A 22,445-nucleotide genomic window follows, 5' to 3' on the forward strand; every position below is an offset into this window, starting at 1 on the left:
CCCCGGCGGCGCGCGCGACGCGGGCCCCCTCACGAGCCGCCGCGTCCGCCACCTGGCGGCCGTGGAACCACAGGGCCGACTGCACGACCAGCAGGATCACGATCAGCAGGACCGGCATGAGCAGCGCCAGCTCCACCACCGTGGCCCCACGGTCGCGCCCGCGCGCGAGGGCGGCGGCCTTCGGGAACGAGGGCCGCCCGGTCACGGCTTTCCGCCGGTACCGCCGCCCCCGCCGAAGTTGCTCTGGATCTCGGCCTGCTTCTGGGTGACCAGGGTCTTGATCAGCGTGGCCAGGCCGAGGGCCACGCCGGCGATGATCGCGGTGATGATCACCCATTCGACGGCGGAGGCGCCGCGCGAGGGGGCGGTCCTGGCACGGTCGAGGCGTACGTGGAGCACGGCGACCAGGTAAGTAAGCCACGGTGGTGTGAACATCTATGACCCCAACATCTTCATCGCTGCCGGAAAACTCAGAAAGATCACGAACCCCGCGCAGAGCAGGAGCTGGGCGACCAGCATGGACTGTGAGCGCTCGCCGGCCTGGCCCTCGACCTCGGCGAGCTCGCGCCGCCGCATCGTCGCCGCGCGGGCGGTGAGCGAGGCACGGACCTTGGCGCCGTCGTCGGCGACCAGTCCGAGTGCCGCCGACAGGTCGCGCAGCTCGTCGACGTTGATCTCGTCGCCGAGCTGGCCGAGGGCCTGCCAGGGGGTGATGCCGACGATCCTCGCGTTGGCGAGGGCCTCACGGATGCGGGCCATCGCCCAGTTGGACGAGCTGCCGCCCTCGCCGACCGACACCGCCATCAGCAGGGCCTCGGGCACGCCCCTGCCGCCCGCGAGGTTCATCGCGACCAGGTCGAGGAACGCCCCGACGGCGTGCCGGAAGTCGCGCCTGCGCACGGCGGCATCCCTGCGGATTTGCAGGTCAGGGAGGAAGAAGAAGACCAGGGCGACGATCAGCGCCCCCCACAGCGGCACCTGGAGCGAGACGCCCCACCCCATGAGCAGCAGCCAGCCGGCCAGGACGGGGAACGCCAGCAGCCCGGACACCGCGAGCAGCATCTTGGTGGCGAGATACCCCTCGAAGGACCGGCCGAGCAGGGCGAGGTCGGCACGGGTCGAGCGGACCTCCCAGCCCCGGGCGGTGTAGAACCGCGCGAGCCGTACGCCGAGGCCGCGACGGAAGGCGCTGACCTCCTCGTCGGGGCTGATGACCCGGACCCGGAGGGCGTCGTCGCCCTCCCGGGCGGAGTCGAGCGCGAGCAGCCGGGTGACCAGGCCGGGCCTCGGCGGGAACAGGGCCCTGACGAGCAGGAACAGGCCCAGCCCGAACACGGCCCCGGCGAGGACGTTCTCAACCATGGACGCCCCCGGCCACCAGCTCGCGCTCCAGGGGAGCGCTCGACGCCAGCCCGAGGAGCCGGGCGGGCTTGTCGAATCGGGCCAGCCTCCGCATCCAGGCGAACCCCGCGCCGAACAGCCCGGCGACGACGACGAGCACGGCCTGCCCGAGCAGGGAGTCGTACTCCTCGACGTAGGAGGGGTTGAAGACGACCAGGGCGGCGGCGAAGGCGACGGCCGTGCCGACCACGATCTGGACGCTGCGCCGCGTCGCCCGGCGCTCGGCCTCGACGCGGCGGCGCATGTCGAGCTCCTCGCGCGCGGAGACGGCGAGCGCGCCGAGCACCTCGCGAAGGCCGGGGCCGCGCAGCTTGGCGTTGAGGATGAGGGCGGCGATCACCAGGTCGGCGGAGGGGTCGTCGAGCTCGTCGGCGAACATCCGCAGCGCGTCGGCCAGGGGCATCCGGGTGTGCAGGCGGTCGACCATGGAGCGCAGGTGCGGCCTGAGCATGGGAGCCGCTGCCCTGATCGAGGACGGGATCGCCTGTTCGAGGCCGGCCGCGCCGGCGATGGTGTCCCTGAGGGACTCGGTCCAGGCGGCCAGCCCTTCGAGCCTGCTCATGGCCCCGCGCTCCTCGGCGGCGCCGCCGGTGAGCCCGCGCCAGGCCAGCACGAGCAGCACGGCGCCCGCCGCCATGACCGGCCAGCCCGTGATCACCAGCACCACGCCGCCGGTGATGGTCGCGACCGCGGAGCGCGTGGAGAGCCTGCGCAGCAGCTCACGGCGCCGGGCGCCGCGGTCGGGGGAGGGCGGCCCGGGGCGCACCCCGTACAGGGCGAGGCCGAACAGGAACAGCCCGCCGCCGGTCAGGGCGCCCGCGAGGATCGCGAGCGGATCGAAGAGCCCGGCCGGGAGCGGGATCATGACCACGCCCCCATCGTCGGGTCGTAGCCGTGCTGGGCCAGGTCGTCGACGCAGGCGATCGGGGCGTGCGGCACGGCGTGGCCGTCGGGACCGGGGGCGAAGATCTCGGAGGACAGCACCCGCCCGTCGACCCCGGCCACCTCGCGGACGCTGGCGATGTAGCGGCGCAGCCGCCCGCCCTCGTGGTAGTCGTTGCGCTTCTCGATGAAGACCACGAAGTCGATCGCCCCCGCGATGAGCATGTGGGTCGCCTCGATCGGCAGGCGCTCCTCGGCCTGGAGGGCGTAGGTGGCGATGCGGTTGAAGACCTCCATCGAGGAGTTGGCGTGGATCGTCGACAGCGACCCGTCGTTGCCCTGGGTCATGGCGTTCAGCATCGTCACGATCTCGTCGCCCAGCACCTCGCCGACGATGACCCGGCTGGGGTTCATGCGGAGCGAGCGGCGCACCAGCTCGGCCATGGTGATCTCGCCCTGGCCCTCGGAGTTGGGCAGGCGGTGCTCGAACGCCACGACGTTGGGGTGCAGCTCGGGGAACTGGTCGAGCCCCAGCTCCAGCGCGCGCTCCACCGTGATCAGCCGCTCGTGGGGCGGGATCTCGTTGGCCAGGGCGCGCAGCAGCGTGGTCTTCCCGGCGTTCGTGGAGCCCGCGATCATGATGTTCTTCCTGGCCCCGACGGCGGCCGACAGGAATCGGCCGAGCTCGGGGGTGAGGGTGCCGTTGCCCACCAGGTCGCTGAGGAAGACCTTGCCGAGGCGGGCGCGGCGGATGGACACCGCCGGGCGCACCGTGACGTCCATGACCGCCGAGAGCCGGGAGCCGTCGGGGAGCCGCAGGTCGAGCTGGGGGTTCGCGGTGTCGAAGGCGCGGCTCGACAGGCCGCTGTAGGCGGCGAGGATCTGGATGAGCTCGATCAGCTCCTCGTCGGACTCGGCCACGGGATCGTGCATGAGCTCCTGGCCGTCGGCGTACCCGACGAAGACGCGGTCGCAGCCGTTGACGTCGATGTTCTCGACCTCGGGGTCGTCGAGCAGCGGCTGAAGCCGGCCCACGCCGAACAGCGCGGCGTGGATGCCCGCCGCCAGCGCCTCCTCCTCCTCGGCCGTCGGAGGGGTGCGCCCCGAACCGATCTCGTTGCGGGCGTGCTCTTCGAGCACCTGGGAGATCAGCGCCCGCGCGAACTGCCGCTCGTCTTCTCCGGACATGGGCACGAGGCCGCTCGCCTGGTCGAGCCTGCGCTGGTGCGCGAGCCGGTCACCGACCTCCTGCCGGAACCGCTTCACCAGCGTGTGGTCGATGCTCATGTCGCTCGCTCCCCCGTTCGTGGGCGTGGCGGTTCGGTGGCGGACGGGGACGTGCGGCCCGGCGCGACGCGCGCGGCGAGACGGCCCGCGAGCTCCCGGGCCGTACGGATGAGCAGGGAGCGGTCCAGACGGCCGCCCCACTGGCCCCTGAGCAGCTCGGCGCCCTTCGGGTCGTAGGCCAGGCCGGCCACGAAGGCGACGTCCCTGCTGGTGGCGGCGACGATGCGGCGCACCTCGTCGATCGAGCCGCGGTAGGACCGGGGATCGGCGATCACCACCACGCCGACCTGCCCGGAGATCAGCATGAGCCGCTCGCGCAGGTGGGCGACATGGTCGAGGCTGGGCCGGGTGAACAGCAGCGTGAGCTCGGCCTCGGCGGTCAGGTCGGCCATCTGCGGGTGGGCGCCGAGCCTGCCGCAGTCGGCGAGCACGTCGGCCCCGGGAAGCGCGGCGAGCGCCCGGCCGAGGGGCCCCCACAGCCAGGTCAGCCCGGCGGCCTGTTCGCCGTTGGTCAGGCCGGTCAGCACGTCGAGGCCGCCCACGAGCTTCTGGGTGTGCTCGTGGACCTGCTCGGGCCGCAGGCCGCGGCGGGCCGTGGCGCCGAGGCTCAGCAGGCCGCGGCCGGGGTTGAGCACGCTGCCGTCCACGCTGGGCAGGCGGTAGACCAGGTCGCCTCCGGAGGGGTCGCATTCGGCGAGGAGCACCGGCCGGGGCCACACGGCGCCGAGCGCCGTCGCGGCGGTTGTCACGCCGGGTGCCCCCTTGTCGGCGGCGAGGGCGATGAGCGCCACGTCAGCCGGTTCCGGAGAGCTTGCCGAGGGCGATCTCACCGCTTGAGGAGTACATGGCGATCGCCGGGGAGACCGTGGCGTCGACGATGATCGACACCAGTCCCGAGCTGCTCCCCTCGCTGGTGCCCACGCTCTCGACCAGCGCGCTCGGGGCGAGCACCTTGCCCTGGGCGGTGCCCCGGCCCGAGCCGGGGACGTACAGCACCTGGACGTGGTCGCCCCTCTGGAGGCTGAGCGGCATCTGGCCGGCCTTGAGCGCGAGGCCGAGGGTGATCTTGCCGGGTCCGACCTGCTCACTCGCGTTGCTGACCATCTGCTCGGTGAGCAGGGTGCCGGGGATCAGGGTCACCCGCGCGAAGGTCGCGGCGACCTGCTGGCGATGGATCCAGGAGACGTACGGGATGCCCGTGTCGGCGATCTGGACCTCCTCCATCGCCTCGGGGAGTATCGGCTGGCCGGCGCCGATCTGCTGGGTGATCTGGATGGCCGACACGCGGTCGCCGCTGCGCATGACCAGCAACGTCGTGGCGAGCGCCCCGCCGAGGACGAGCAGCAGGGCGAGGGCGGCGAGGGCCGGCTTGCGCTCGCGGGGCGGCACCGGGAGTTTGCGGGAGGCCGGTCCTGACAGCGTGCCCGGCGACCCCGGGCGCTCCGAGTTCACGGGCGCGCGGCTGTCACGGTCGGGCTTCTCGCTGATCCTCATGGGTGGGGGGCTCCCGAATCAGGAACCAGGCCGGCACCCTCACCATGCGCTGAAATCGGCCGCCACCGGGGCTGACCGAGATGAACCGCATGACCACGGTGCGGGACGGCATGGTCACGGATATGTAGGACGGGGGGTCGTTGGGTTATCGTCCGGAATTCTCATGCCATTGTGTGCAGCTTGCACCAAGCTCAGGGATGGAAACCGGACCCATGCTCATCCACTATCGATTAACTGTCAACGGGAGCGTCAAGAATCGCCGTGGTCCCGTGACACCGATCGCACTGATATTTCCGCTGTTATTCCCCTTTGTATCGAACGTATCGTCCGCCACAGTTACCACTCTGGTTTCCCCTGCGAAGCGGCATCTTAACCGCCCGTCCCGCCGTCCTCACCTTCGGGGCCAGGCCGCGTCTCCTGGTCGATCCAGTGCAGATAGGCGCCCAGGCCGCCCTCCACCGGGAGGCTGATGATCTCCGGCGTCTCGTACGGATGCTCGCGGCGGATGTGCTCGGTCAGCTCGACGGATCGGTCGCGGGTGGTCTTGATGAGCAACAGGTACTCCTCGGCCGTCTCCACCGCGCCCTTCCACCGATAGGTGCTCGTGACGGGGCCGACGATCTGGGCGCATGCGGCGAGTCTGGCGGAGACGGCCGACCGGGCGAGCTCAGCGGCCTTGTCACGGTCCTCCACCGCGATCTGGACCTGCACGTAGTCCGGCATGACAGCTCCCTCATCCCTCGCTGGACCGGCCCCCACGGCCGGTTGTACACAGCTTTATCCACAGCGACAGTGTGTTATCCCCGAGCACGCTTCCGCCCGAATCATGGCGATAAATCCGGTTTAAGACCGTAAATCTGGACACATCATCCCCGAGTTATCCACAGGAGGGTGGGTTATCCACAGTCGTCACCCACAGACTCCTGTGGGAAACCCACAGAGAGACTCAGCGGCCCGCGATAACCACCCAGCCTAGTCGTCTTTCTGTATCGGTCTTTAGGGTCGAGAACGGGCGAAACAAGCACTGATGTGCTGAAACCTGGATAGGCGGGAAGGATAGCTACGTCCCCCCTCGACAGATACATAGTCCGGCCCGGCAGCTGGGTGCGGAGCTCTTGAGAAGGAGGGGGTTATGAACAGAATTCTGGCGTCGAGCGTCGGGCTGGCCACAACCGTCCTGCTGGTAAGCGCATGTGGCGGAGCCAACAAGCCCGCGACCAGCTACAGCAGGGCGGCGGCCAACGCCACCGAGTCACCGACCAGCACCGAGACGTCCCCATACCCCGGGTCCTCGCCGACCACCAGCACGAGCCCCACCTACACCTCGCCGGGAGCGTCGCCGTCGGGGACCGAGTCGATGATGAGCCCCATGCCGACGCCCGAGCACGCGAAGGTCAAGGTCGCGGACTCGAAGTACGGCAAGGTCCTGGTCGGCGAGAACGACAAGCCTCTGTACGTCTTCGAGAAGGACACGGACAACATGTCCAACTGCTACGACAACTGCGCGGTCACCTGGCCGCCGCTCCTCAGCCGCGGCAAGCCCCAGGCCGGCACCGGGGTGAAGGAGACCCTCCTCGGCACCGCGACCCGCAAGCAGGGAGAGAAGCAGGTCACCTACGACAAGCACCCGCTGTACTACTACGCAGGCGACATGATGGCCGGGGAGTTCAACGGCCAGGGCAAGAACCAGTTCGGCGGCAAGTGGTATCTCGTCGGCCCTGACGGCAAGAAAGTGGAGAAGTAGGGAGACGGGCACCCGCAGGTCTGGTTGACGTAAACCTCCGGACCGGATGAACTCCCGTCGCTACGTTATGCGCGGGAGCCGGACCCGGAGGAGACGCCGCATGCGGATCATGCTTACCGTGGTCTCAGAGCACGGCCATCGTGACGTCGTCATCGATGGCGACGAGGAGACCACGGTCGCGGGCCTCGCCGCGGCGTTGAAAGGCGCGCCGGGAGAGACCCGCGGCAACGTCGTACGGCTGTCGCGTGCGCGCGCGCCGTACGGCCTCGGCGGACAGGCGCGCCCGCGCGGGCGGGAGGCGCCCTCGCTCTGGGTCGACGGCAGGCGGCTCGACCCGGACGCGCCCATGGTCGCGGCGCTCCGCGACGGCGACCTGGTGACGCTCGACCAGCGGGCCGCCGGGTCGACGCTCCTCACCGAGCCCGGCGGCGTGATCGAGATCAGGGTGGTCGGGGGGCCCGCTGCGGGCTCGGTCCACAGGCTCGGCCTGGGGGTCCACGTCATCGGGTCCGATCCCGCGTGCGCGGTGCCGGTCGGCGACCACCATCTGCCGCCCGAGGCCGCCGAAGTGCGCGTCACACCGGACGAGGTCCTCGTCCGGTCCGCCTTATCCCCCGGCAGGCCCCCGGCGAAGACGTCACGCCGGACCCGCCGCAAGGTGGGGAAGCGCGCACGGGGCGGGGCCCCCGAACGCGGCGCCGAGAGGGCCGAGGTCATCGGCGCCCTCACGCGCGGGGCGACGCACACCGTCCCCCAGCTCGCGGGCGAGCCGGTGAGCGGCCCCCGGCCCTGGCCCGACGGCGCGCCGCTGACCTGCGGGAACTCCGTCCTCGTCCTACGGGCGACCGAGCCGCCCGACGCGCACCTGGACGTCCTGCCCGAGGGCGGCCTCGCCTACAACCGGCCGCCCCGGCTGCGCCCGGCCGAGCGGCGCAGGCGGTTCGAGGTGCCGGCGGAGCCCACGCGGGGCGAGGGCATGCGGTTGCAGCTCCTGGCCGCCTGCCTCCCGGCCCTCCTCGGTTTCACCATGGCCGCGGTGTTCCACATCTGGTACTACCTGCTGATCGCGCTGATGACTCCCGTGATCATGATCGGCCAGTGGATCAGCGACCGGCGGCACGGCCGCAGGAAGTACCGCCAGGACATGAAGGCCTACAGGGAGCGCCTTTCGGCCTTCGAGGCGGCGGTCGAGAAGGCCAGGGCGGTGAACGAGCTCGAACGCCGCGCCGCCTCCCCCGACGCCGCCGAGCTGCTGCTCACGGCGACCGGTCCCCGGCGGCGCCTGTGGGAGCGCAGAAGCCACGATCCCGACGCGCTGCGGCTGCGCATCGGCCTGGCCGACCTGCCGGCGGAGATCGAGTTCGTTCCCGAGCGCGGCGCGTCTCCCGACATCACGCTGCCCGAGCTGCCGGTGTCCGGGGCCGTGCCGGTCTCGCTGGCGATGCGCAGGCTCGGCGTGGCCGGCATGACCGGTCCGCGCGAGGTGACGCTGGGCATCGCGAGGTCGCTGGTCGGCGCCGCCGTCACCCTGCACAGCCCCCGCGACCTCGCCGTGGTCGTGCTCTCCGCCGGGGCCGACGGGGCGGCTCAGTGGAACTGGACGCGCTGGCTGCCGCACTGCGCGCCACGGGACGCCGACTGCGTCGCGCTGGTCGGCGCCGACCCCGAGGCGGCGGCCCAGCGGGTCGCGGAGCTGGCGGCGCTGATCGGCGAGCGCCTCGGCCCCGACGACCACGGCCTGGCCCCGCTCGCCCCGGCAAAGGGATGGGGGCGCTCGTTCCTCCCCGACGAGGAGCCGCTGTTCGCCGCCTACGACGACCGCCCTTACGACGTGCTGGTCATCCTCGACGGCGCCCAGGTGCTGCGTGCCCTTCCCGGCATGCCGCAGGTTCTCAGGCAGGGGCCACGCGCCGGGGTCTACACGATCGCCATCGACGAGGACCAGCGGCTCCTCCCTGAGGAGTGCGCGACGGTCGTCGACTGCGGGCCCGAGGGGTTCGTACGGCTGCGCGGCGGGGGCCTGGACGCGATCGGCGAGATCCTCGCCGACCAGGTCTCGCCCGCGTGGTGCGAGCGCCTGGCCCGGTCGCTCTCCCCGCTGCGCGACGTGAGCAGGGACGACGCCACGGTCGTGCTCCCCGGGTCCGTACGCCTGCTCGACCTGCTGGAGCTGAGCCCCACCGGCCGCGCCGTGGCCACGCGGTGGCGGTCGGGAGGCCGTACGACCGAGGTGCCGATCGGCGTCGGGGCCGAGGGCCCGTTCAGCGTCGACCTGCGCACGGACGGCCCCCACGCGCTCGTCGCGGGAACGACGGGCGCGGGCAAGTCGGAGCTGCTCCAGACGCTGATCTGCTCGCTGGCCGTCGCCAACCGGCCCGACGAGATGACGTTCGTGCTGATCGACTACAAGGGCGGCGCGGCGTTCAAGGAGTGTGTGCGGCTGCCACACACCGTCGGCATGGTCAGCGACCTCGACGAGCACCTCACCCAGCGGGCGCTGGCCTCGCTCGCCGCCGAGATCCGCCGCAGGGAGCGGCTGCTGCTCGCGGCCGGGGCCAAGGACATCGACGACTACCACGAGCTCAGGGACCACGCCGCCGCACCGCTCGCGCCGCTTCCCCGGCTGCTGCTGATCATCGACGAGTTCGCCGCCATGGTGGCCGAGCTGCCCGACTTCATGGACGGGCTGGTCGACATCGCCCGGCGCGGCCGTTCCCTCGGGATCCACCTCGTCCTCGCCACCCAGCGGCCCGGAGGCGTGGTGACCGCCGACATCCAGGCGAACACCTCGCTGCGCATCGCACTGCGCGTCACCGAGGCCACGGAGTCGGCCGACGTCATCTCCGGGCCCGAGGCCGCGCACATCTCCAAGTCCACTCCCGGACGGTGTTACGTGCGCTCCGGCATCGGGGCCGCGCAGGCCGTCCAGACGGCGCGGGTCGGCGGGAGGGTGCCGGAGGCCGCGCGCCGGAGCTCGGGCCCGAGGGTCGTCGAGGTGGGCTGGCGCGACCTCGGGCACCCGCTGCGCACCGGTCCGCAGGGAGGCGCGGGCGGGGTCAACGGAGGGCCCACCAGCGACCTGGCCGTACTGGTGGACGCCGTGGTGGAGGCCACCCGCATCATGGGCATCAAGGAGCAGCCGAGCCCCTGGCTCCCGCCTCTGCCCGAGACGGTCCTTGTGGAGAAGTCCGCGCGGGGCGGCGACAGGGTCCTGCTGCGGGAGCCCACGCACGGCGGCGACACGGTCCTGCTGGAGTCGTCCGCGCGGGGCGGCGAGGTGCCCTTGGAGAGGTCCGCGCGGGGCGGCGAGGTGCCGCCGCTGTGGTTCGGCCTCACCGACCTGCCGTGGGCCCAGGACCGCCGGCCGCTCGTCCTCGACCCGGCCCACGGCGGTCACCTGCTGATCGCCGGCACGGCCCGCACCGGCAGGTCCACGGCCCTGCGCACCCTGGCAGGCTCCATCGCCCTGCACGCCTCGCCCGAGGACGTACACCTGCACGCGATCGACTGCGGCTCGGGCTCCCTGCTGCCTTTGGTGGCGCTCCCGCACTGCGGCGCGGTCGTCACCCGCGACCAGCTCGACCGCGTCGAGCGCCTGCTCACCCGCCTCCGCACCGAGGTCGGCCGCAGGCAGCAACTCCTCGCCGAGGCCGGGTACGCCTCCCTGGCCGAGGCCAGGGCCGCGAACAGACCTCACACCACGGCCTTCCCTGCCGGGGATGGCGCCACGGCTTCCCTGGACGGGGTCAGGGGTGACGCGACGCTGCGGATGCCGTGGCTGGTGCTGATGCTCGACCGGTGGGAGGGCTTCGCGGCGGCGTTCGAGGGCTACGACTACGGACGGCTGCTCGACGCGCTCATGCAACTGCTCCGCGAGGGGCCCGCGGTCGGGCTGCGTGCCGTGGTGACCTCCGACAGGTCGGGGCTGCTCGGCCAGATCTCGACGCTGTTCGAGGACCGGCTGATCATGCGGCTGGCCGACCCGGCCGACTACGGCCTGGCCGGGCTCCCGCCGCGCAGCCTCCCGTCCGCCATGCCGCCGGGACGCGCGATCTCCGTCGGCGAGCAGGGCGTGGTCGAGAGTCAGATCGCCCTGCTGTGCGACGATCCCTCGGGCCCCGCCCAGGTCGCGGCGCTTCAGGCGCTCGCCCGTACGGCCGCGGCGCGCTTCCCGAGCCCCGGCTCGCTGCTCAAGGTGGACGCGCTGCCCATGCGGATCACCTCCTCCCAGGCCCTGGAGCTCGTCCCCGCCTTCGAGCCGCCCTCGCCCCTGTGGGCGCTGCTCGGCGCGGGCGGCGACTCCCTGGCCCCTCTCGGGGTCGACCTGCTCGCGCAGGGCCCGGCGGCCGTGATCGCGGGGCCGTCCAGGTCCGGGCGGTCGTCCGTGCTGCTCACCGCCGCCCGCTCACTGCTCGGCCAGGACACACCGGTCGCCGTGGTGGCGCCCCGGCGCAGCCCCCTGCGCGAGCTGTCAGGGGAGCCGGGCGTGCTCGCGGTCCTCGGCGGGGACGGGGAGGCGGGCGACCTGCCCGGCGCGCTCGCCGGCCACGACCGGTACGTGGTCATCGTGGACGACGCGGAGCTGGTGTCCCCCGACTCGCCCCTCGGCCTGGCGCTGGAGGGCACGCTGCGCAGCGGCAGGGACGGGGAGCACGGGCTCCTGATCGCGGGCACCACCGGTGACCTCGCGACGGCCTACCGGGGGTTCGTGGCCGAGGCTCGCAAGGCGCGCACGGGGCTGCTGCTGTCGGTCCAGAGCCCGGCGGACGGCGACCTGTTCAACGTCCGGCTGCCGCGCGGCGCGGTGGGCGGCCCCCCCGGCCGCGGCCTCCTGGTGATCTCCGGAACCCCCACCCCCATCCAAGCCGCCCTGACCACCTGACGACACGCCGGTCGGCGGGTCACCCGTTCCCTGCGGGGGAAGGGAGCAGTTCCGCGATCAGGGCCTCCGTCTCGGGGACGAGCCGCCCCCAGTACTGGGAGGCGGCGGCGCGCTGCCGCAGCGTCCCCACCCAGAGCTGGAGCGTGCCCATGTCGCCCGTGGCGTGCGCGGCCCGCAGCAGGTCGCGCCACAGCCCCTCGTCACCCTCCGAGACGCGCAGCCCGGCGAGGGCCGCCCCGACGGCGCCATCGGGATCACCGGCCCGCATGCGCAGCTCGCACAGCCGGTGGGCCGCGTCGGACACCCGGGCCGTGACCTCCTGGCCCACCGGGTCCCCCGCGAGCCACAGGTAGCAGCCGGCCGGGTGCCCCGACGCCAGCGGCCCTCTGACCAGGGCGAGAGCGTCGTCGAGCGCCTCGGCCTCGCTCGTGGGGTTGTACCGGGCGATACGGATGAGCTCGCGGAACACCTGCCAGTCCACGCGCACCTCAGGACCGAGCCGAAGGAGGCCCGCGGTGTCGACGTACAGGTTGAAACGTCCCGCGCCGTCCATGCCGAGCCACTCCTGCGCGCGGACGATGGCGGCGTCCCGCACGGCGACCTCGACGCCGCCCGGCCACAGCGCCCCGTCCAGGGTCCTCGGATGGACGCCGCCCGGGTGCGTGGCCAGGTAGGCGGCCAGCTCGGAGCAGATGGCCACCTGATCCTCCTCCAGGGGCCGGGGGGTGAGGACCCGGACGGTCCCGAGCACCGAGACCTCCGCCGACGGGCTGAAGGACGGGTCGAGCTGCGCCGCCGCGAGGCCGTTCGGCTCCGGCTCTGGAAGGGGCGGCGGGTTCCCGTGGACGGCGGTGCGGAAGAGCTCGGCGATCCGCGCGTACTGGCGTTCGCTCAGGAGCTGCCCCGCGACGTCCAGACCCAGCTCCTTGACGCAGGCCCGGCCTTCCTCGGTGAGCTCCCAGGTCCACGCTGAGCCCGTCGACCCGTCGCCCGCTATGAGACAGCCGGTGGGCGTCCGCGTGCCGCTACGGGTCAGCTCCGCCAGCTGTGCGGCCTCCTCAGGGGTGACCGGCGACGCCGACAACAGGTACGTGGGCATCCACGCCCCGCCATCAGCGCCGATGCGCCGAGAGTCGGCTTCGGCGGCCGTACGCGCCCGCTGGACCTCGGCCGTACGCGCCGTGAGTTCAGGCAGCACCTCGGCGACGCTCCCGGCGACGGCGACCCGGTCAGGGGCGACCATCGCCAGCTCGTGGCCGAAGCCGACCAGGAGCAGCCGCATGTGGTCGGACCATCGGCTGGTCGCCAGCTCGACCGCCGCCGCCGCGAGGGCCGCGGCCACGCTCGGTCCAGGACCGCGAAGCTCGACCAGGCCGCGGGCCGTCTCCAGGTCGATCAGCACGCGCCCGCTCTCGTTCGTGCCGATGGAGACAAGCCCCGGATAGGGGGCCAGGGTGCCCGCCACGGCCTGCTCGTTCAGGGACGAGCCGTCGAGGGCGTCCAGCCGCCAGACCCGGCCGCCGTCCACGGCCGTCCACGGCGGGGGCACGTCCTCGTCGCCCGGATGGATCCACAGGTCGATGTGGGTGGAGGAGAGGAAGGCACCGTAGACCGTCGGCGGCGTGCGACCCATGACCGCCAGTTCCTTGCTGAGGTGGCGCAGGCCGAGGTCGAGCGTCCTCGCGCCGGTCTGGTCGGCGGCGAGCAGGAGTGCCTTCTCCACGAGCGCCGTGTCGCCGGTCGGCGTCGGGAGCCCGGATCCGGGCGGCCGGGTCCAGAGGCGCTCCCTGCGCCTCCGCCCGAGCGCCGCGAGCAACCCCGCCGCGCTGAGCGACCCGGCGCTGACGAAGCCGGAGATCGCGCCGAGCGACCCCGCCCCGGGGGACGATCCCGCCGCGGACCCTTGGATCCCTGGAGCGCCCGGCCCGGGGGCCGGGGCGCCCGCGTGCCGGCCCGTCTCGTGGGATGCCGGGCCCCACCCGGCCGCGTTCACCCCAGGGTGGGGTCCCCCGCGACGGTGCGGCAGTCCGCGCAGGTCGCGCGTGGCCTCCGGGTCGTCGGGGTCGTCCGGGTGCTCCGGGAGCTCCGAGGTCGAGGCGGGCCTGGTGACCAGTACGGACGCGGTGGTGACCAGGCGGTGAGCCAGGGCCTGGGTGCCGCGCGCGAAGGGGATCCGGGGCGGCGCGCCGGCCCTGCCGATCGCGGACAGCTCGGCGACCACGCAGACGACCGACTGGAGCCAGACCGGCCAGACGAGCACCGAAAGCATGTCCAGAACGGCGCCCGGCCCGAGCCGCCGGGCCAGCGTGTCCAGGGAGAGCCCGCCGTCGGGAAGCGGGGAGCCGAAGACGCGGACCAGCGCGTACGGCACCCCGGCCACCAGGGCGAACAGGGCGACGACGGCGAGGACGCCGAGCAGGATGCCGGACGCCGTCCGCGCCTGCGGGCGCACGGGTGGTGTTGCCATTTCCTCGATCCCTGACCTGGCCTGTCCGTGGGGATGCCTGACCTGTCCCCGGCCCCGCGGCGGCACCGTTGCCCAGGGCGCCGCCGCCGAATCCGATGATGGTCAGGAGTATGCCTACCATCCGACCGTCACGAAGACGCCCAAGGCCCGTGATCCGGCCCCGGAGGGTCACTGGCAGCCGGGGCTGCCGTCGTCGGGGCGGAAGCATTCGATGGGTCCGCCGAAGGTGGAGGTGATCCTGAAGGACATGCCGGGAAGCAGGGGGACCACCGCGACGGCGTCGCCCTCGACGGTGACCCCGCGCTGGTCACCCCTCTGCCAGGCCCGTACGACGACGGACTGGAGCATCTTGGGCCCGACGGTTCGCACGACCGTACGGGCGCGGGACTCGGCGGCGCCCTGCCAGCCCTCCGTCCCGGTGCCGGCGGCGCGGGCGATCCTCGCGCCCTCCCGCGCGGCCGCGTCGGCGACCTGCCTGCCGTGGAAGACCAGGGTGAACTGGACGATCAGCAGGATGACCACGAGCACGACCGGCATGATCAGCGCCAGCTCGATGACCGAGGCTCCCCGGTCTCCCTGTCGCCGCCTCATGATCCGAGCATCCTCATGGCGGCGGGATAACTCAGGAACAGCGCGAACCCGGCGCACAGCAGGAACCGGGCGAACAGCATCGACCGCTCCCCGGCCCGGCCTTCGATCTCCGCCAGCCGGTGGCGGCGTATGACCTCGGCGCGGGCCGCCAGGGACCGCCGAAGCCTCGCGCCGTCGTCGGTGGCCGGCCCCAGCGAGGACGACAGGTCGCGCAGTTCGTCCACGTCGATCTCCTCTCCGAGCCGGCCCAGGGCCTGCCAGGGCGTGATCGCGGCGAACCTGGCGTTCACCAGCGCGTCGCGGATCCGCCACATCGCCCAGCCGTCTCCGAGGGACGAGGCCGACATCAGCGCCTCGGGCACTCCCGCGCCGCCCGCCAGGTTCACGGCCACGAGGTCGAGGAAGGCGCCGACGACGCGCCTGAACTCGCGCCTGCGGACGGCGGCGTGCCTCCGGAGCCGCAGATCCGGGAGTACGAACAAGATCAGGGCGAGGACGACCGCCGACGACAGCGGCACCGCGAGCCGGAACTCCCAGCCCATGAGCGTGGTCCACGCGGCCACGGTCGGCGCGGCGAGCAGCCCGGCGGCGCCGAGCAGGCACTTGGAGGCGAGATGGTCCTCGAACGACCTGCCGAGCAGCGCCAGATCGGCCCGGACCGAGCGCTGCTCCCACCCCCGAGCCGCGTAGAAGCGCGCGGCGGACTCGCCGACCTCGCGGCGGATCGGGCCGGTGTCCTCCCCGGTCGGCGGCTCTCCGGCGCGGTGCCCGTCACGACGTACGGCGTCGGCGGCGAGGAGCCGTGCGGCGAGCCCCGGCCGGGTGGGGAACAGCGCGCGCAGCAGCAGGAACACCCCCAGCCCGACGAGCGCGCCCCCGGCCAGCGATCCCGTCATCGCGTCACCCCCGCCTCGGTGGTGGGCGCCGGCAGGGGTCCGGCCAGTGTGCGGCCGGGTCTGTCGAATCTGGGGAGCCCGCGCATCCAGGCGAAACCCGCGGCGAACAGCCCCGCCACGACCAGCAGGACGAGTTGCCCGGCCGGGCCCGTGTACTCGGCGACGTAGGAGGGGCGCAGGACGACCAGAGCGGCGGCCGACCCGAGCGACGCGCCCACCGCGATCTGGACGCCGCGCCGGGCGGAACGCCGCTCGGCCTCGACCCTGCGGCGGATGTGAAGCTCCTCGCGGGCCGATCCCGCGAGCGCGCCGAGCACCTCGCGAAGACCCGGCCCGCGCAGCTTGGCGTTGAGGATCAGGGCGGCGATGACAAGGTCGGCGGAGGAGTCGCCGATGTCGTCGGCGAAGCGGTGGAGGGCGTCCGAAAGCGGCATCCGGGTGTGGAGCCTGTCGACCAGGGCGACCAGGTGTGGCTGGAGGGTCGGGGCGGCCGCCCGTACCGAGGCCGGGATCGCCTGCTCCAGGCCCGCCGTGCCCACGACGCTCTCCCTCAGCGAGTCGGTCCAGGCGGCGAGCGCCTCCAGACGGCGCGTCGCGGCGCGCTCCTCGGCGGCGCCGCCCACCAGTCCATGCCAGCCGAGAACCAGCAGGCCGCAGCCCGCGGCGACCACAGGCCAGCCGGTGGCGATCAGTACGGCGCCGCCGACGGCGACAGCTGCCGTCGCGCGAACGGAAAGCTTCGTCGCACGGGGCCCGGCCGGCCGGTCCGTACGGGCGGAGGCTCTCGTGCCGCCCCTCAAGAACGCCACAAGCAGGAACACCCCGCCACCGATCGCCGCCCCACCCAGCAGGACCAGCGACAACTGGATCACCGGCGTCGCGGGGGTCATGCCGTGCTTCTTTCGGGGGCTATCGCGGGGGGTTGGGCGTGGCGGCCCTGCTGGCGGGCTCCGTGGTCGGTCCGGGAGAGAACGGTGGCGGCGAGTTCGCGCGCCGAGCGGATGAGCAGGGTACGGCCGAGCCGCCCGCCCCACTCACCGCGCAGCAGTTCGGCGCCCCTGACGTCGTGGGCGAGGCCGCCGAGCACCACGTCGGGCGTCCCGCTCGCGGCGAGCACGCGACGCACCTCGGCGATCGCCTTCTTGAACCTCTTGGCCTCGGCGATCACCACGACGCCCACGGGGGGCGGGGCCGGCGTGCGCTCGGCGAGGGCGTCGGTCAGCGCCGCGACACGGTCACGGAGGTGGGCCACCTGGTCGAGCTGGGGGCGGGCGAGCAGCAGGACGAGGTCGGCGGCGGCCAGCAGGCCGTTGATCGGAGGGTAGGACCCCACCCGGCCGCAGTCGGCGATGACGTCCGTGCCGGGCAGTTCCCTGAACGCCAGCGCCAGCGGTTCCCAGAGCCACGTCAGCCCGGAGGCCTGTTCGGCTCCGCCGATGCCCGCGAGGACTTCCAGCCCCCCGACGAGCCGTTGGGTGTGCTCGTGGACCAGCGAGGCGTCCAGCCCCCTGCGGGCGGCGACTCCCAGGCTGAGGAGACCCCTCCCCGCGTCGAGGGGATGACCCTGCTCCGCGGGCAGGCGGTAGGCGAGATCGCCTCCGGCGGCGTCGCACTCGGCGAGCAGCGCCTGGCGCGGCCAGACCGCCGCGAGCGCGGTGGCCGCGGTCGTGACCCCCGGGGCGCCCTTGTCCGCGGCGAGCGCGATCAGTGCCATGCCTCTCAGCCCTGCCTGTCGGTCGCCGTCGGGGTCGGGCCGGTGGTTCGCCGGGTGGTCGGCGTTGTGGTCGGGCGGCCTGTCGGCCTGGCGCTCGGCCTGGCGGTCGTGCCGCCGGTCGGACGGGACGAGGGCGTACGGACCGGCTGGGTCCCGCCGCGCGGGGTCGTCGAGGGCCGTGGGGTCGTTGAGGGCCGCGTCGAGGGCCGTGGGGTCTGCCGCGCGTCCGGACCGGGCGCGCCGGTCGTGGCGTCATTCGGGTCCGAGGTCGTACCGGCGGATGGCCCGCCGGTGGGCGGCGCCTGCGGAGGTACCTCGGCCGGCAGTCCAGGGAGGTAAGCCAGGCCGATGCGGCCCGCCGACGCGTGGGCCACGACGGTGGGCGCGACCTCGGTGTCGACGACGACCGACACCGACGTGGACCCGCCTCCCGAGCCGCTCGGGCCGTCGTCCACGAAGTTGACCAGCGCGTGGGCGGCGAGGACCCTGCCGCCCTCGACCGTGCCGTCCCCGCCGGGCACGAAGATCACCTGGACCCGGTCGCCCTTCTGGAGGCCGGGAGGAACCTGGCCGGCCTTGAGCAGGAGCCCGACGACCGCCTTGCCCGGGCGCAGTTCCGAGGAGGCGAGCGCCACCATCCCGTCGTTCAGCAGCGTCCCCGGCACGAGGTCGACGGCGGCGAATTGCCGGCCCACCTCCTCGCGGGCGGACCACGGGACGTACCGGACGTCCGCGACCGCGATCCGCACCTCCTTGAGCGCCCGTACCGGGATCCGCTGACCGGCCCCCACCCGCTCCGTCACCGCGATGGCCGACACCCGCTCGCCGTTCCGGACGAACATCACGGCCGTGACCAGAGCGCCGCCGACGATCAGCAGGATGGCCAGCAGCGCCAGGGCGGGCCTGCGCTCGCGAGGGGCGACGGGCAGCTTCCGTCCCTGCGGGAAACCGGGTGACGGCGTCTTGCCGGCGAGCCGTCGCGCCTCTGGGCCACGGAAGGGGGGTTGCTCGGTAACCCTCATCGGTGAGGACTCCAGAGTTTGGGGACACTGCTGGCGAGCACCGACATTACTCAGATTGGATCAGGATCGCCGTAATAAGCCCGGAAACCGCACTCGTGTCTGACTTTGCGAGGCACCAGCGGTCAATAGGGCGTTAAGGGCACGGAAGACGGCCCGGAAACACGAAAGCCCGGCGGGGAACTCCACCCGCCGGGCTCCGGCCTCGCGCGCTATCGCGTCGCGGACTCGATGTTGCCGCGGTAGGTGGTGATGATGCGGGAGGCCTCGGCCAACTCCTCCGACATCCTCTGGAACGCCTGACGGTAGTTCTGCCAGGCACCGCCGAACCGCACCGCACCGGGGCCCGTCCACGCGGTGCCGACCTTCGCCGCCTCACGGTCGAGCGCCGCCATCGTCTGGCGCACCTGCTCCGCCTGCTGCGTGAACTGAGCGGCCATGTTCTGCATTTCCGCGGGGTCGCCGCCGAGCAGGCTCTGGCTCATGCCGGTCTCCTTCGGGATCGTCTGCATACAGGGGGTAGCCAAACGCCCCTACCCTAGACGTGAAACCCCTATGGCGCACTGGTTATACCGAGTAGTTATCACCCCCACCCACACGGGGGTGCCCGGTTCCCGGGAAGAAAGGCCGGGGGTAGGGGCTCACGCGAGATCAGAGGCCGCTTACACTCCGTGGGAGGCGCGCAAGGCCTTTGGAGGAAAGGGACAACCTCGGTGCAGAAGGTCCTGATCGCCAATCGTGGCGAGATAGCGGTGCGGATCGCCCGCGCATGCAAGGATGCCGGGCTGATCGGCGTCGCGGTGTACGCCGACCAAGATCTCGACGCCCTTCACGTGCGGATGACGGAGGAGGCGTACGCGCTCGGCGGGCAGTCACCCGCCGAGACGTACCTCGACATCGGCAAGTTGCTGCGCATCGCGGCCGTGTCCGGTGCGGACGCCGTCCATCCCGGGTACGGCTTCCTGGCGGAGAACGCCGAGTTCGCCCAGGCCGTGATCGACGCCGGGCTGGTGTGGATCGGCCCCCCGCCGTCGGCGATCACGTCGCTCGGCGACAAGGTGGCCGCCCGGCACATCGCCCAGCGGGTGGGCGCGCCGCTGGTGGCGGGCACGCCCGACCCGGTGTCCGGCGTGGAGGAGGTCGTCGCCTTCGCCGCAGAGCACGGCCTGCCGATCGCGATCAAGGCCGCCTTCGGCGGCGGCGGGCGCGGGCTGAAGGTCGCCCGCACGATGGAGGAGATCCCCGACCTGTACGAGTCGGCGGTGCGCGAGGCCGTGACGGCGTTCGGGCGCGGTGAGTGCTTCGTGGAGCGCTACCTCGACCGGCCCCGCCACGTGGAGACGCAGTGCCTGGCCGACCGGCACGGCAACGTGGTGGTGATCTCCACCCGCGACTGCTCGCTGCAGCGACGGCACCAGAAGCTGGTCGAGGAGGCCCCGGCCCCGTTCCTGTCCAGCGAGCAGCGGGAGCTGCTCTACAGCTCCTCCAAGGCCATCCTCAAGGAGGCCGGCTACGTCGGGGCGGGCACCTGCGAGTTCCTGGTCGGCCAGGACGGCACGATCTCCTTCCTGGAGGTCAACACCCGGCTGCAGGTCGAGCACCCCGTCAGCGAGGAGGTCACGGGCATCGACCTGGTGCGCGAGATGTTCCGCGTCGCCGACGGCGAGCCGATCGGGTACGACGACCCCGAGGTCCGGGGGCACTCGATCGAGTTCCGGATCAACGCCGAGGACGCCGGGCGCAACTTCCTGCCCGCACCCGGCACGCTGACCACGATGCGCGCCCCCGCGGGCCCCGGCGTGCGCCTCGACGCGGGGTACGAGGCCGGCATGACGGTCCCGCAGTCGTTCGACTCGCTGGTGGCCAAGCTGATCGTCACCGGCCGCACCAGGGCCGAGGCCCTCGCGCGCTCCCGCCGCGCGCTGGAGGAGTTCTCCGTCGAGGGCATGCCCACCGTCCTGCCCTTCCACCGGGCCGTCGTGTCCGACCCCGCCTTCACCGATGAGCCCTTCAGCGTGCACACCCGGTGGATCGAGACCGAGTTCGACGGCGTGATCGAGCCCTACGCCGGGGAGACCGCGACAGAGGAGCCGGTCGAGCGCGAGCGAGTGGTCGTGGAGGTCGGCGGCAAGCGCCTTGAGGTGGTGCTGCCCGTCGCGCCCGCGATGGCACGGCAGTCCGTCCCCAAGAAGCCCGCCCGGCGCGCCGCCGGCAAGGGCTCGGCGGCGGCGGTGAGCGGCGACTCGCTGGTCAGCCCCATGCAGGGCACGATCGTCAAGGTGACGGCCTCCGACGGCGATGTCGTCCAGTCCGGCGACACCATCGTGGTGCTGGAAGCAATGAAGATGGAGCAGCCGCTCACCGCCCACAAGGGCGGCACTGTGACGGGCCTGGTCGCGGCCGTCGGGCAGACGGTCACCGCGGGAGCCTCCATCTGCGAGATCAAGGACGCCTGACCACCGCTGCGATGCCGGTCGCCCGGCGGATCGAGATACGGTTGCGTTTCGAGGAACCTAGTCGACGTCCCGTTCGTCCTGTAGGGCGAAGGAGGCATATAGCCGTGACCACTCATCCGGTGCGCCGCGCCACAGCCACAGTCGTGGCCATGCTGGCCGCACTTCTCACGCTTCTCGCGCTGTCGCCCGCCGCGCGGGCCGCGGCCCCGCCCGATCCGAACGCGATCGTGTCCGCCTGGAAGACCGGCGACCCGGTCTACGCCGGGCCGGGCGTGGCGCTCAGCTCCAGCCAGGTGTCCGACATCCGTGACGCGGTGAAGGGCGCGAACAGCAAGATCTACGTCGCCGCCCTCGCCGACGGCACGGTGACCGACAGCGCCTCTGCGGGTCACCTGATCACCGCCCTCGGCCAGGCGCTCTCGCAGCAGGGCCGTCCGCGTGCCACTGTCGCGATCCTCGACGGCACCACGCTGTTCGCGGGGTCCAGCGCCATCCGCAAGACCGGCCTGGCGGGTCAGCTCGCCACCGCGGCGACCAGCAACAACAAGGACGTCGTCACCGGCATGAAGGACTTCGTCGAGCGGGTCGACAAGGCCGTCAGCGGTGACACCAAGGGGGCCCTGAAGTCCGGAAGCGCCGCGAGCAGCGGCGGCGGTGGCGGGGTGCTGATCGGCATCCTGGTCCTCGCCCTGGTGGGCGGCCTCGGCATCTTCCTGTACTCCCGCAAGAAGAAGCGTGACCGCGAGGCCCAGGAGGCCCGTGAGCTCGCCGCGGTCAAGCAGACCGTCGAGGAGGACGTCACCAAGTTCGGTGAGGAGATCACCGCGCTCGACCTCGACGTCAGGGTGTCCGACAACCAGGCCCAGACCCAGGCCGACTGGCAGCAGGCCCTCGACGCCTACGAGCGCGCCAAGAACGAGCTCGCGGCGGTCAAGCGCACGGACGAGCTCCGCGGCGTGACCACCGCCCTTGAGGAGGGCCGTTACGCCCTCGCCTGCGTCAAGGCGCGCGTGAACAACGAGAGGCTTCCCGAGCGGCGCGCACCGTGCTTCTTCAACCCGCAGCACGGCCCGTCCGTCCGCGACGTCCTGTGGGCCCCGCCGAACGGCGCCCCCCGCGACGTGCCCGCCTGCGCGGCCGACGCGCAGCGCGTGGAGCAGGGCTTCGACCCGCACATGCGCGAGGTCATGGTCGACGGTCAGCGCCGTCCCTACTGGGACGCCGGTCCCGCGTACGCCCCCTACGCCTCCGGGTACTACGGCGGCTTCGGCGGCGGCGACCTGATGACGGGCATGCTGATCGGCACCATGCTCGGCAGTTCCTTCGGCGGCTGGGGTCACAGCGGCGGCTATGACGCCGGATACGCCGCGGGCGCCGAGTCGGCCGGTGGCGGCGACTGGGGCGGCGGAGGCGACTTCGGCGGCGGCGGAGACTGGGGCGGCGGGGGCGACTTCGGCGGCGGAGACTTCGGCGGCGGCGGAGACTGGTAGTCCCGGTCGGCTCCTTCGGCTCGTGGAGTGAATCCGCTTCGCGTCTCCGGCGGCGTGGTGCTCGCGGCCGACGCGCTGATCGTGGTGCGGCATGGTTGACCGCACCGCTCTGATCGGCCACG

19 protein-coding genes are annotated in these 22,445 nt (G+C 72.8%); 4 read left to right on the top strand and 15 right to left on the bottom strand.

Annotated features, from left to right (window positions below):
* The 8 genes from AB0B89_RS22315 to cutA all read right to left on the bottom strand — a co-directional run.
* The coding region (locus AB0B89_RS22315; protein WP_358555923.1) for a TadE family protein at window positions 1-205 on the bottom strand (205 nt) is incomplete at its 3' end.
* Window positions 202-435 (bottom strand): hypothetical protein, encoded by a 234-nt coding sequence (locus AB0B89_RS22320; protein WP_358555926.1) that lies wholly within the window; start codon window positions 433-435, stop codon window positions 202-204. The genes AB0B89_RS22315 and AB0B89_RS22320, both read right to left, overlap by 4 nt.
* The gene (locus AB0B89_RS22325) at window positions 436-1,362 is read right to left on the bottom strand and encodes a type II secretion system protein (RefSeq protein ID WP_358555928.1); all 927 of its coding nucleotides are present in this window, start codon (window positions 1,360-1,362) and stop codon (window positions 436-438) included.
* Window positions 1,355-2,266 (bottom strand): type II secretion system F family protein, encoded by a 912-nt coding sequence (locus tag AB0B89_RS22330; RefSeq protein WP_358555974.1) that lies wholly within the window; start codon window positions 2,264-2,266, stop codon window positions 1,355-1,357. Before AB0B89_RS22330 ends, AB0B89_RS22325 begins: the two co-directional genes overlap by 8 nt.
* Complete coding sequence (locus AB0B89_RS22335; protein WP_358555931.1) at window positions 2,263-3,570, bottom strand: ATPase, T2SS/T4P/T4SS family; 1,308 nt, start codon at window positions 3,568-3,570, stop codon at window positions 2,263-2,265. The genes AB0B89_RS22330 and AB0B89_RS22335 overlap by 4 nt, the downstream gene beginning before the upstream one ends.
* Window positions 3,567-4,361, bottom strand: a complete 795-nt coding sequence (locus tag AB0B89_RS22340) for a hypothetical protein (protein ID WP_358555934.1) — start codon at window positions 4,359-4,361, stop codon at window positions 3,567-3,569. The genes AB0B89_RS22335 and AB0B89_RS22340 overlap by 4 nt, the downstream gene beginning before the upstream one ends.
* Before the next feature lies 1 nt (window position 4,362).
* Window positions 4,363-5,064 carry a hypothetical protein gene (locus AB0B89_RS22345; RefSeq protein WP_358555937.1) on the bottom strand — a complete coding sequence of 234 codons (702 nt, stop codon included), beginning with the start codon at window positions 5,062-5,064 and terminating at the stop codon, window positions 4,363-4,365.
* Window positions 5,065-5,433: 369 nt separating this feature from the next.
* Window positions 5,434-5,787, bottom strand: a complete 354-nt coding sequence (gene cutA / locus AB0B89_RS22350) for a divalent-cation tolerance protein CutA (protein ID WP_358555940.1) — start codon at window positions 5,785-5,787, stop codon at window positions 5,434-5,436.
* Between the two features lie 409 nt (window positions 5,788-6,196).
* Here cutA and AB0B89_RS22355 point away from each other — a divergent pair, with 409 nt between their 5' ends.
* Window positions 6,197-6,808 (top strand): hypothetical protein, encoded by a 612-nt coding sequence (locus tag AB0B89_RS22355; protein ID WP_358555943.1) that lies wholly within the window; start codon window positions 6,197-6,199, stop codon window positions 6,806-6,808.
* 100 nt (window positions 6,809-6,908) lie between these two features.
* Window positions 6,909-11,690 carry an FtsK/SpoIIIE domain-containing protein gene (locus tag AB0B89_RS22360; protein ID WP_358555946.1) on the top strand — a complete coding sequence of 1,594 codons (4,782 nt, stop codon included), beginning with the start codon at window positions 6,909-6,911 and terminating at the stop codon, window positions 11,688-11,690.
* Between the two features lie 19 nt (window positions 11,691-11,709).
* Here the strand turns inward: AB0B89_RS22360 and AB0B89_RS22365 are convergent, their stop codons facing one another.
* The 7 genes from AB0B89_RS22365 to AB0B89_RS22395 form a co-directional block, all read right to left on the bottom strand.
* The gene (locus AB0B89_RS22365; protein ID WP_358555949.1) at window positions 11,710-14,157 is read right to left on the bottom strand and encodes a bacterial transcriptional activator domain-containing protein; all 2,448 of its coding nucleotides are present in this window, start codon (window positions 14,155-14,157) and stop codon (window positions 11,710-11,712) included.
* A 168-nt stretch (window positions 14,158-14,325) separates the two neighbouring features.
* Window positions 14,326-14,748 carry a TadE family protein gene (locus AB0B89_RS22370; protein ID WP_358555952.1) on the bottom strand — a complete coding sequence of 141 codons (423 nt, stop codon included), beginning with the start codon at window positions 14,746-14,748 and terminating at the stop codon, window positions 14,326-14,328.
* On the bottom strand, window positions 14,745-15,644 hold the full coding sequence (locus AB0B89_RS22375; RefSeq protein ID WP_358555955.1) for a type II secretion system protein: 900 nt from the start codon (window positions 15,642-15,644) through the stop codon (window positions 14,745-14,747). Before AB0B89_RS22375 ends, AB0B89_RS22370 begins: the two co-directional genes overlap by 4 nt.
* Window positions 15,641-16,534 carry a type II secretion system protein gene (locus AB0B89_RS22380; RefSeq protein ID WP_358555958.1) on the bottom strand — a complete coding sequence of 298 codons (894 nt, stop codon included), beginning with the start codon at window positions 16,532-16,534 and terminating at the stop codon, window positions 15,641-15,643. Before AB0B89_RS22380 ends, AB0B89_RS22375 begins: the two co-directional genes overlap by 4 nt.
* Window positions 16,531-17,358 carry a hypothetical protein gene (locus AB0B89_RS22385; protein WP_358555961.1) on the bottom strand — a complete coding sequence of 276 codons (828 nt, stop codon included), beginning with the start codon at window positions 17,356-17,358 and terminating at the stop codon, window positions 16,531-16,533. The genes AB0B89_RS22380 and AB0B89_RS22385 overlap by 4 nt, the downstream gene beginning before the upstream one ends.
* Before the next feature lie 5 nt (window positions 17,359-17,363).
* Entirely contained in the window at window positions 17,364-18,380 is a 1,017-nt protein-coding gene (locus AB0B89_RS22390; protein WP_358555964.1) for a hypothetical protein, read from the bottom strand.
* 209 nt (window positions 18,381-18,589) lie between these two features.
* Entirely contained in the window at window positions 18,590-18,862 is a 273-nt protein-coding gene (locus tag AB0B89_RS22395; RefSeq protein ID WP_354837269.1) for a WXG100 family type VII secretion target, read from the bottom strand.
* A gap of 228 nt (window positions 18,863-19,090) precedes the next feature.
* Here AB0B89_RS22395 and AB0B89_RS22400 point away from each other — a divergent pair, with 228 nt between their 5' ends.
* Together AB0B89_RS22400 and AB0B89_RS22405 are read left to right on the top strand one after the other, a co-directional pair.
* A complete protein-coding gene (locus tag AB0B89_RS22400) occupies window positions 19,091-20,833 on the top strand; it encodes a biotin carboxylase N-terminal domain-containing protein (protein WP_358555968.1) in 1,743 nt (580 codons plus the stop codon).
* A gap of 104 nt (window positions 20,834-20,937) precedes the next feature.
* Window positions 20,938-22,323 carry a hypothetical protein gene (locus AB0B89_RS22405; RefSeq protein WP_358555971.1) on the top strand — a complete coding sequence of 462 codons (1,386 nt, stop codon included), beginning with the start codon at window positions 20,938-20,940 and terminating at the stop codon, window positions 22,321-22,323.
* The last annotated feature ends 122 nt before the right edge of the window (window positions 22,324-22,445 follow it).

This window comes from Sphaerisporangium sp. NPDC049002 (assembly GCF_040649355.1).
In the GTDB taxonomy this organism is placed as follows: Bacteria; Actinomycetota; Actinomycetes; order Streptosporangiales; family Streptosporangiaceae; genus Sphaerisporangium.

Coding starts and splice junctions, on each gene's coding strand:
- AB0B89_RS22320 (WP_358555926.1), bottom strand. CDS start 435: ATGTTCACACCACCGTGGCTTACTTACCTGGTCGCCGTGCTCCACGTA.
- AB0B89_RS22325 (WP_358555928.1), bottom strand. CDS start 1,362: ATGGTTGAGAACGTCCTCGCCGGGGCCGTGTTCGGGCTGGGCCTGTTC.
- AB0B89_RS22330 (WP_358555974.1), bottom strand. CDS start 2,266: ATGATCCCGCTCCCGGCCGGGCTCTTCGATCCGCTCGCGATCCTCGCG.
- AB0B89_RS22335 (WP_358555931.1), bottom strand. CDS start 3,570: ATGAGCATCGACCACACGCTGGTGAAGCGGTTCCGGCAGGAGGTCGGT.
- AB0B89_RS22345 (WP_358555937.1), bottom strand. CDS start 5,064: ATGAGGATCAGCGAGAAGCCCGACCGTGACAGCCGCGCGCCCGTGAAC.
- cutA (WP_358555940.1), bottom strand. CDS start 5,787: ATGCCGGACTACGTGCAGGTCCAGATCGCGGTGGAGGACCGTGACAAG.
- AB0B89_RS22355 (WP_358555943.1), top strand. CDS start 6,197: ATGAACAGAATTCTGGCGTCGAGCGTCGGGCTGGCCACAACCGTCCTG.
- AB0B89_RS22360 (WP_358555946.1), top strand. CDS start 6,909: ATGCGGATCATGCTTACCGTGGTCTCAGAGCACGGCCATCGTGACGTC.
- AB0B89_RS22365 (WP_358555949.1), bottom strand. CDS start 14,157: ATGGCAACACCACCCGTGCGCCCGCAGGCGCGGACGGCGTCCGGCATC.
- AB0B89_RS22370 (WP_358555952.1), bottom strand. CDS start 14,748: ATGAGGCGGCGACAGGGAGACCGGGGAGCCTCGGTCATCGAGCTGGCG.
- AB0B89_RS22375 (WP_358555955.1), bottom strand. CDS start 15,644: ATGACGGGATCGCTGGCCGGGGGCGCGCTCGTCGGGCTGGGGGTGTTC.
- AB0B89_RS22380 (WP_358555958.1), bottom strand. CDS start 16,534: ATGACCCCCGCGACGCCGGTGATCCAGTTGTCGCTGGTCCTGCTGGGT.
- AB0B89_RS22385 (WP_358555961.1), bottom strand. CDS start 17,358: ATGGCACTGATCGCGCTCGCCGCGGACAAGGGCGCCCCGGGGGTCACG.
- AB0B89_RS22390 (WP_358555964.1), bottom strand. CDS start 18,380: ATGAGGGTTACCGAGCAACCCCCCTTCCGTGGCCCAGAGGCGCGACGG.
- AB0B89_RS22395 (WP_354837269.1), bottom strand. CDS start 18,862: ATGAGCCAGAGCCTGCTCGGCGGCGACCCCGCGGAAATGCAGAACATG.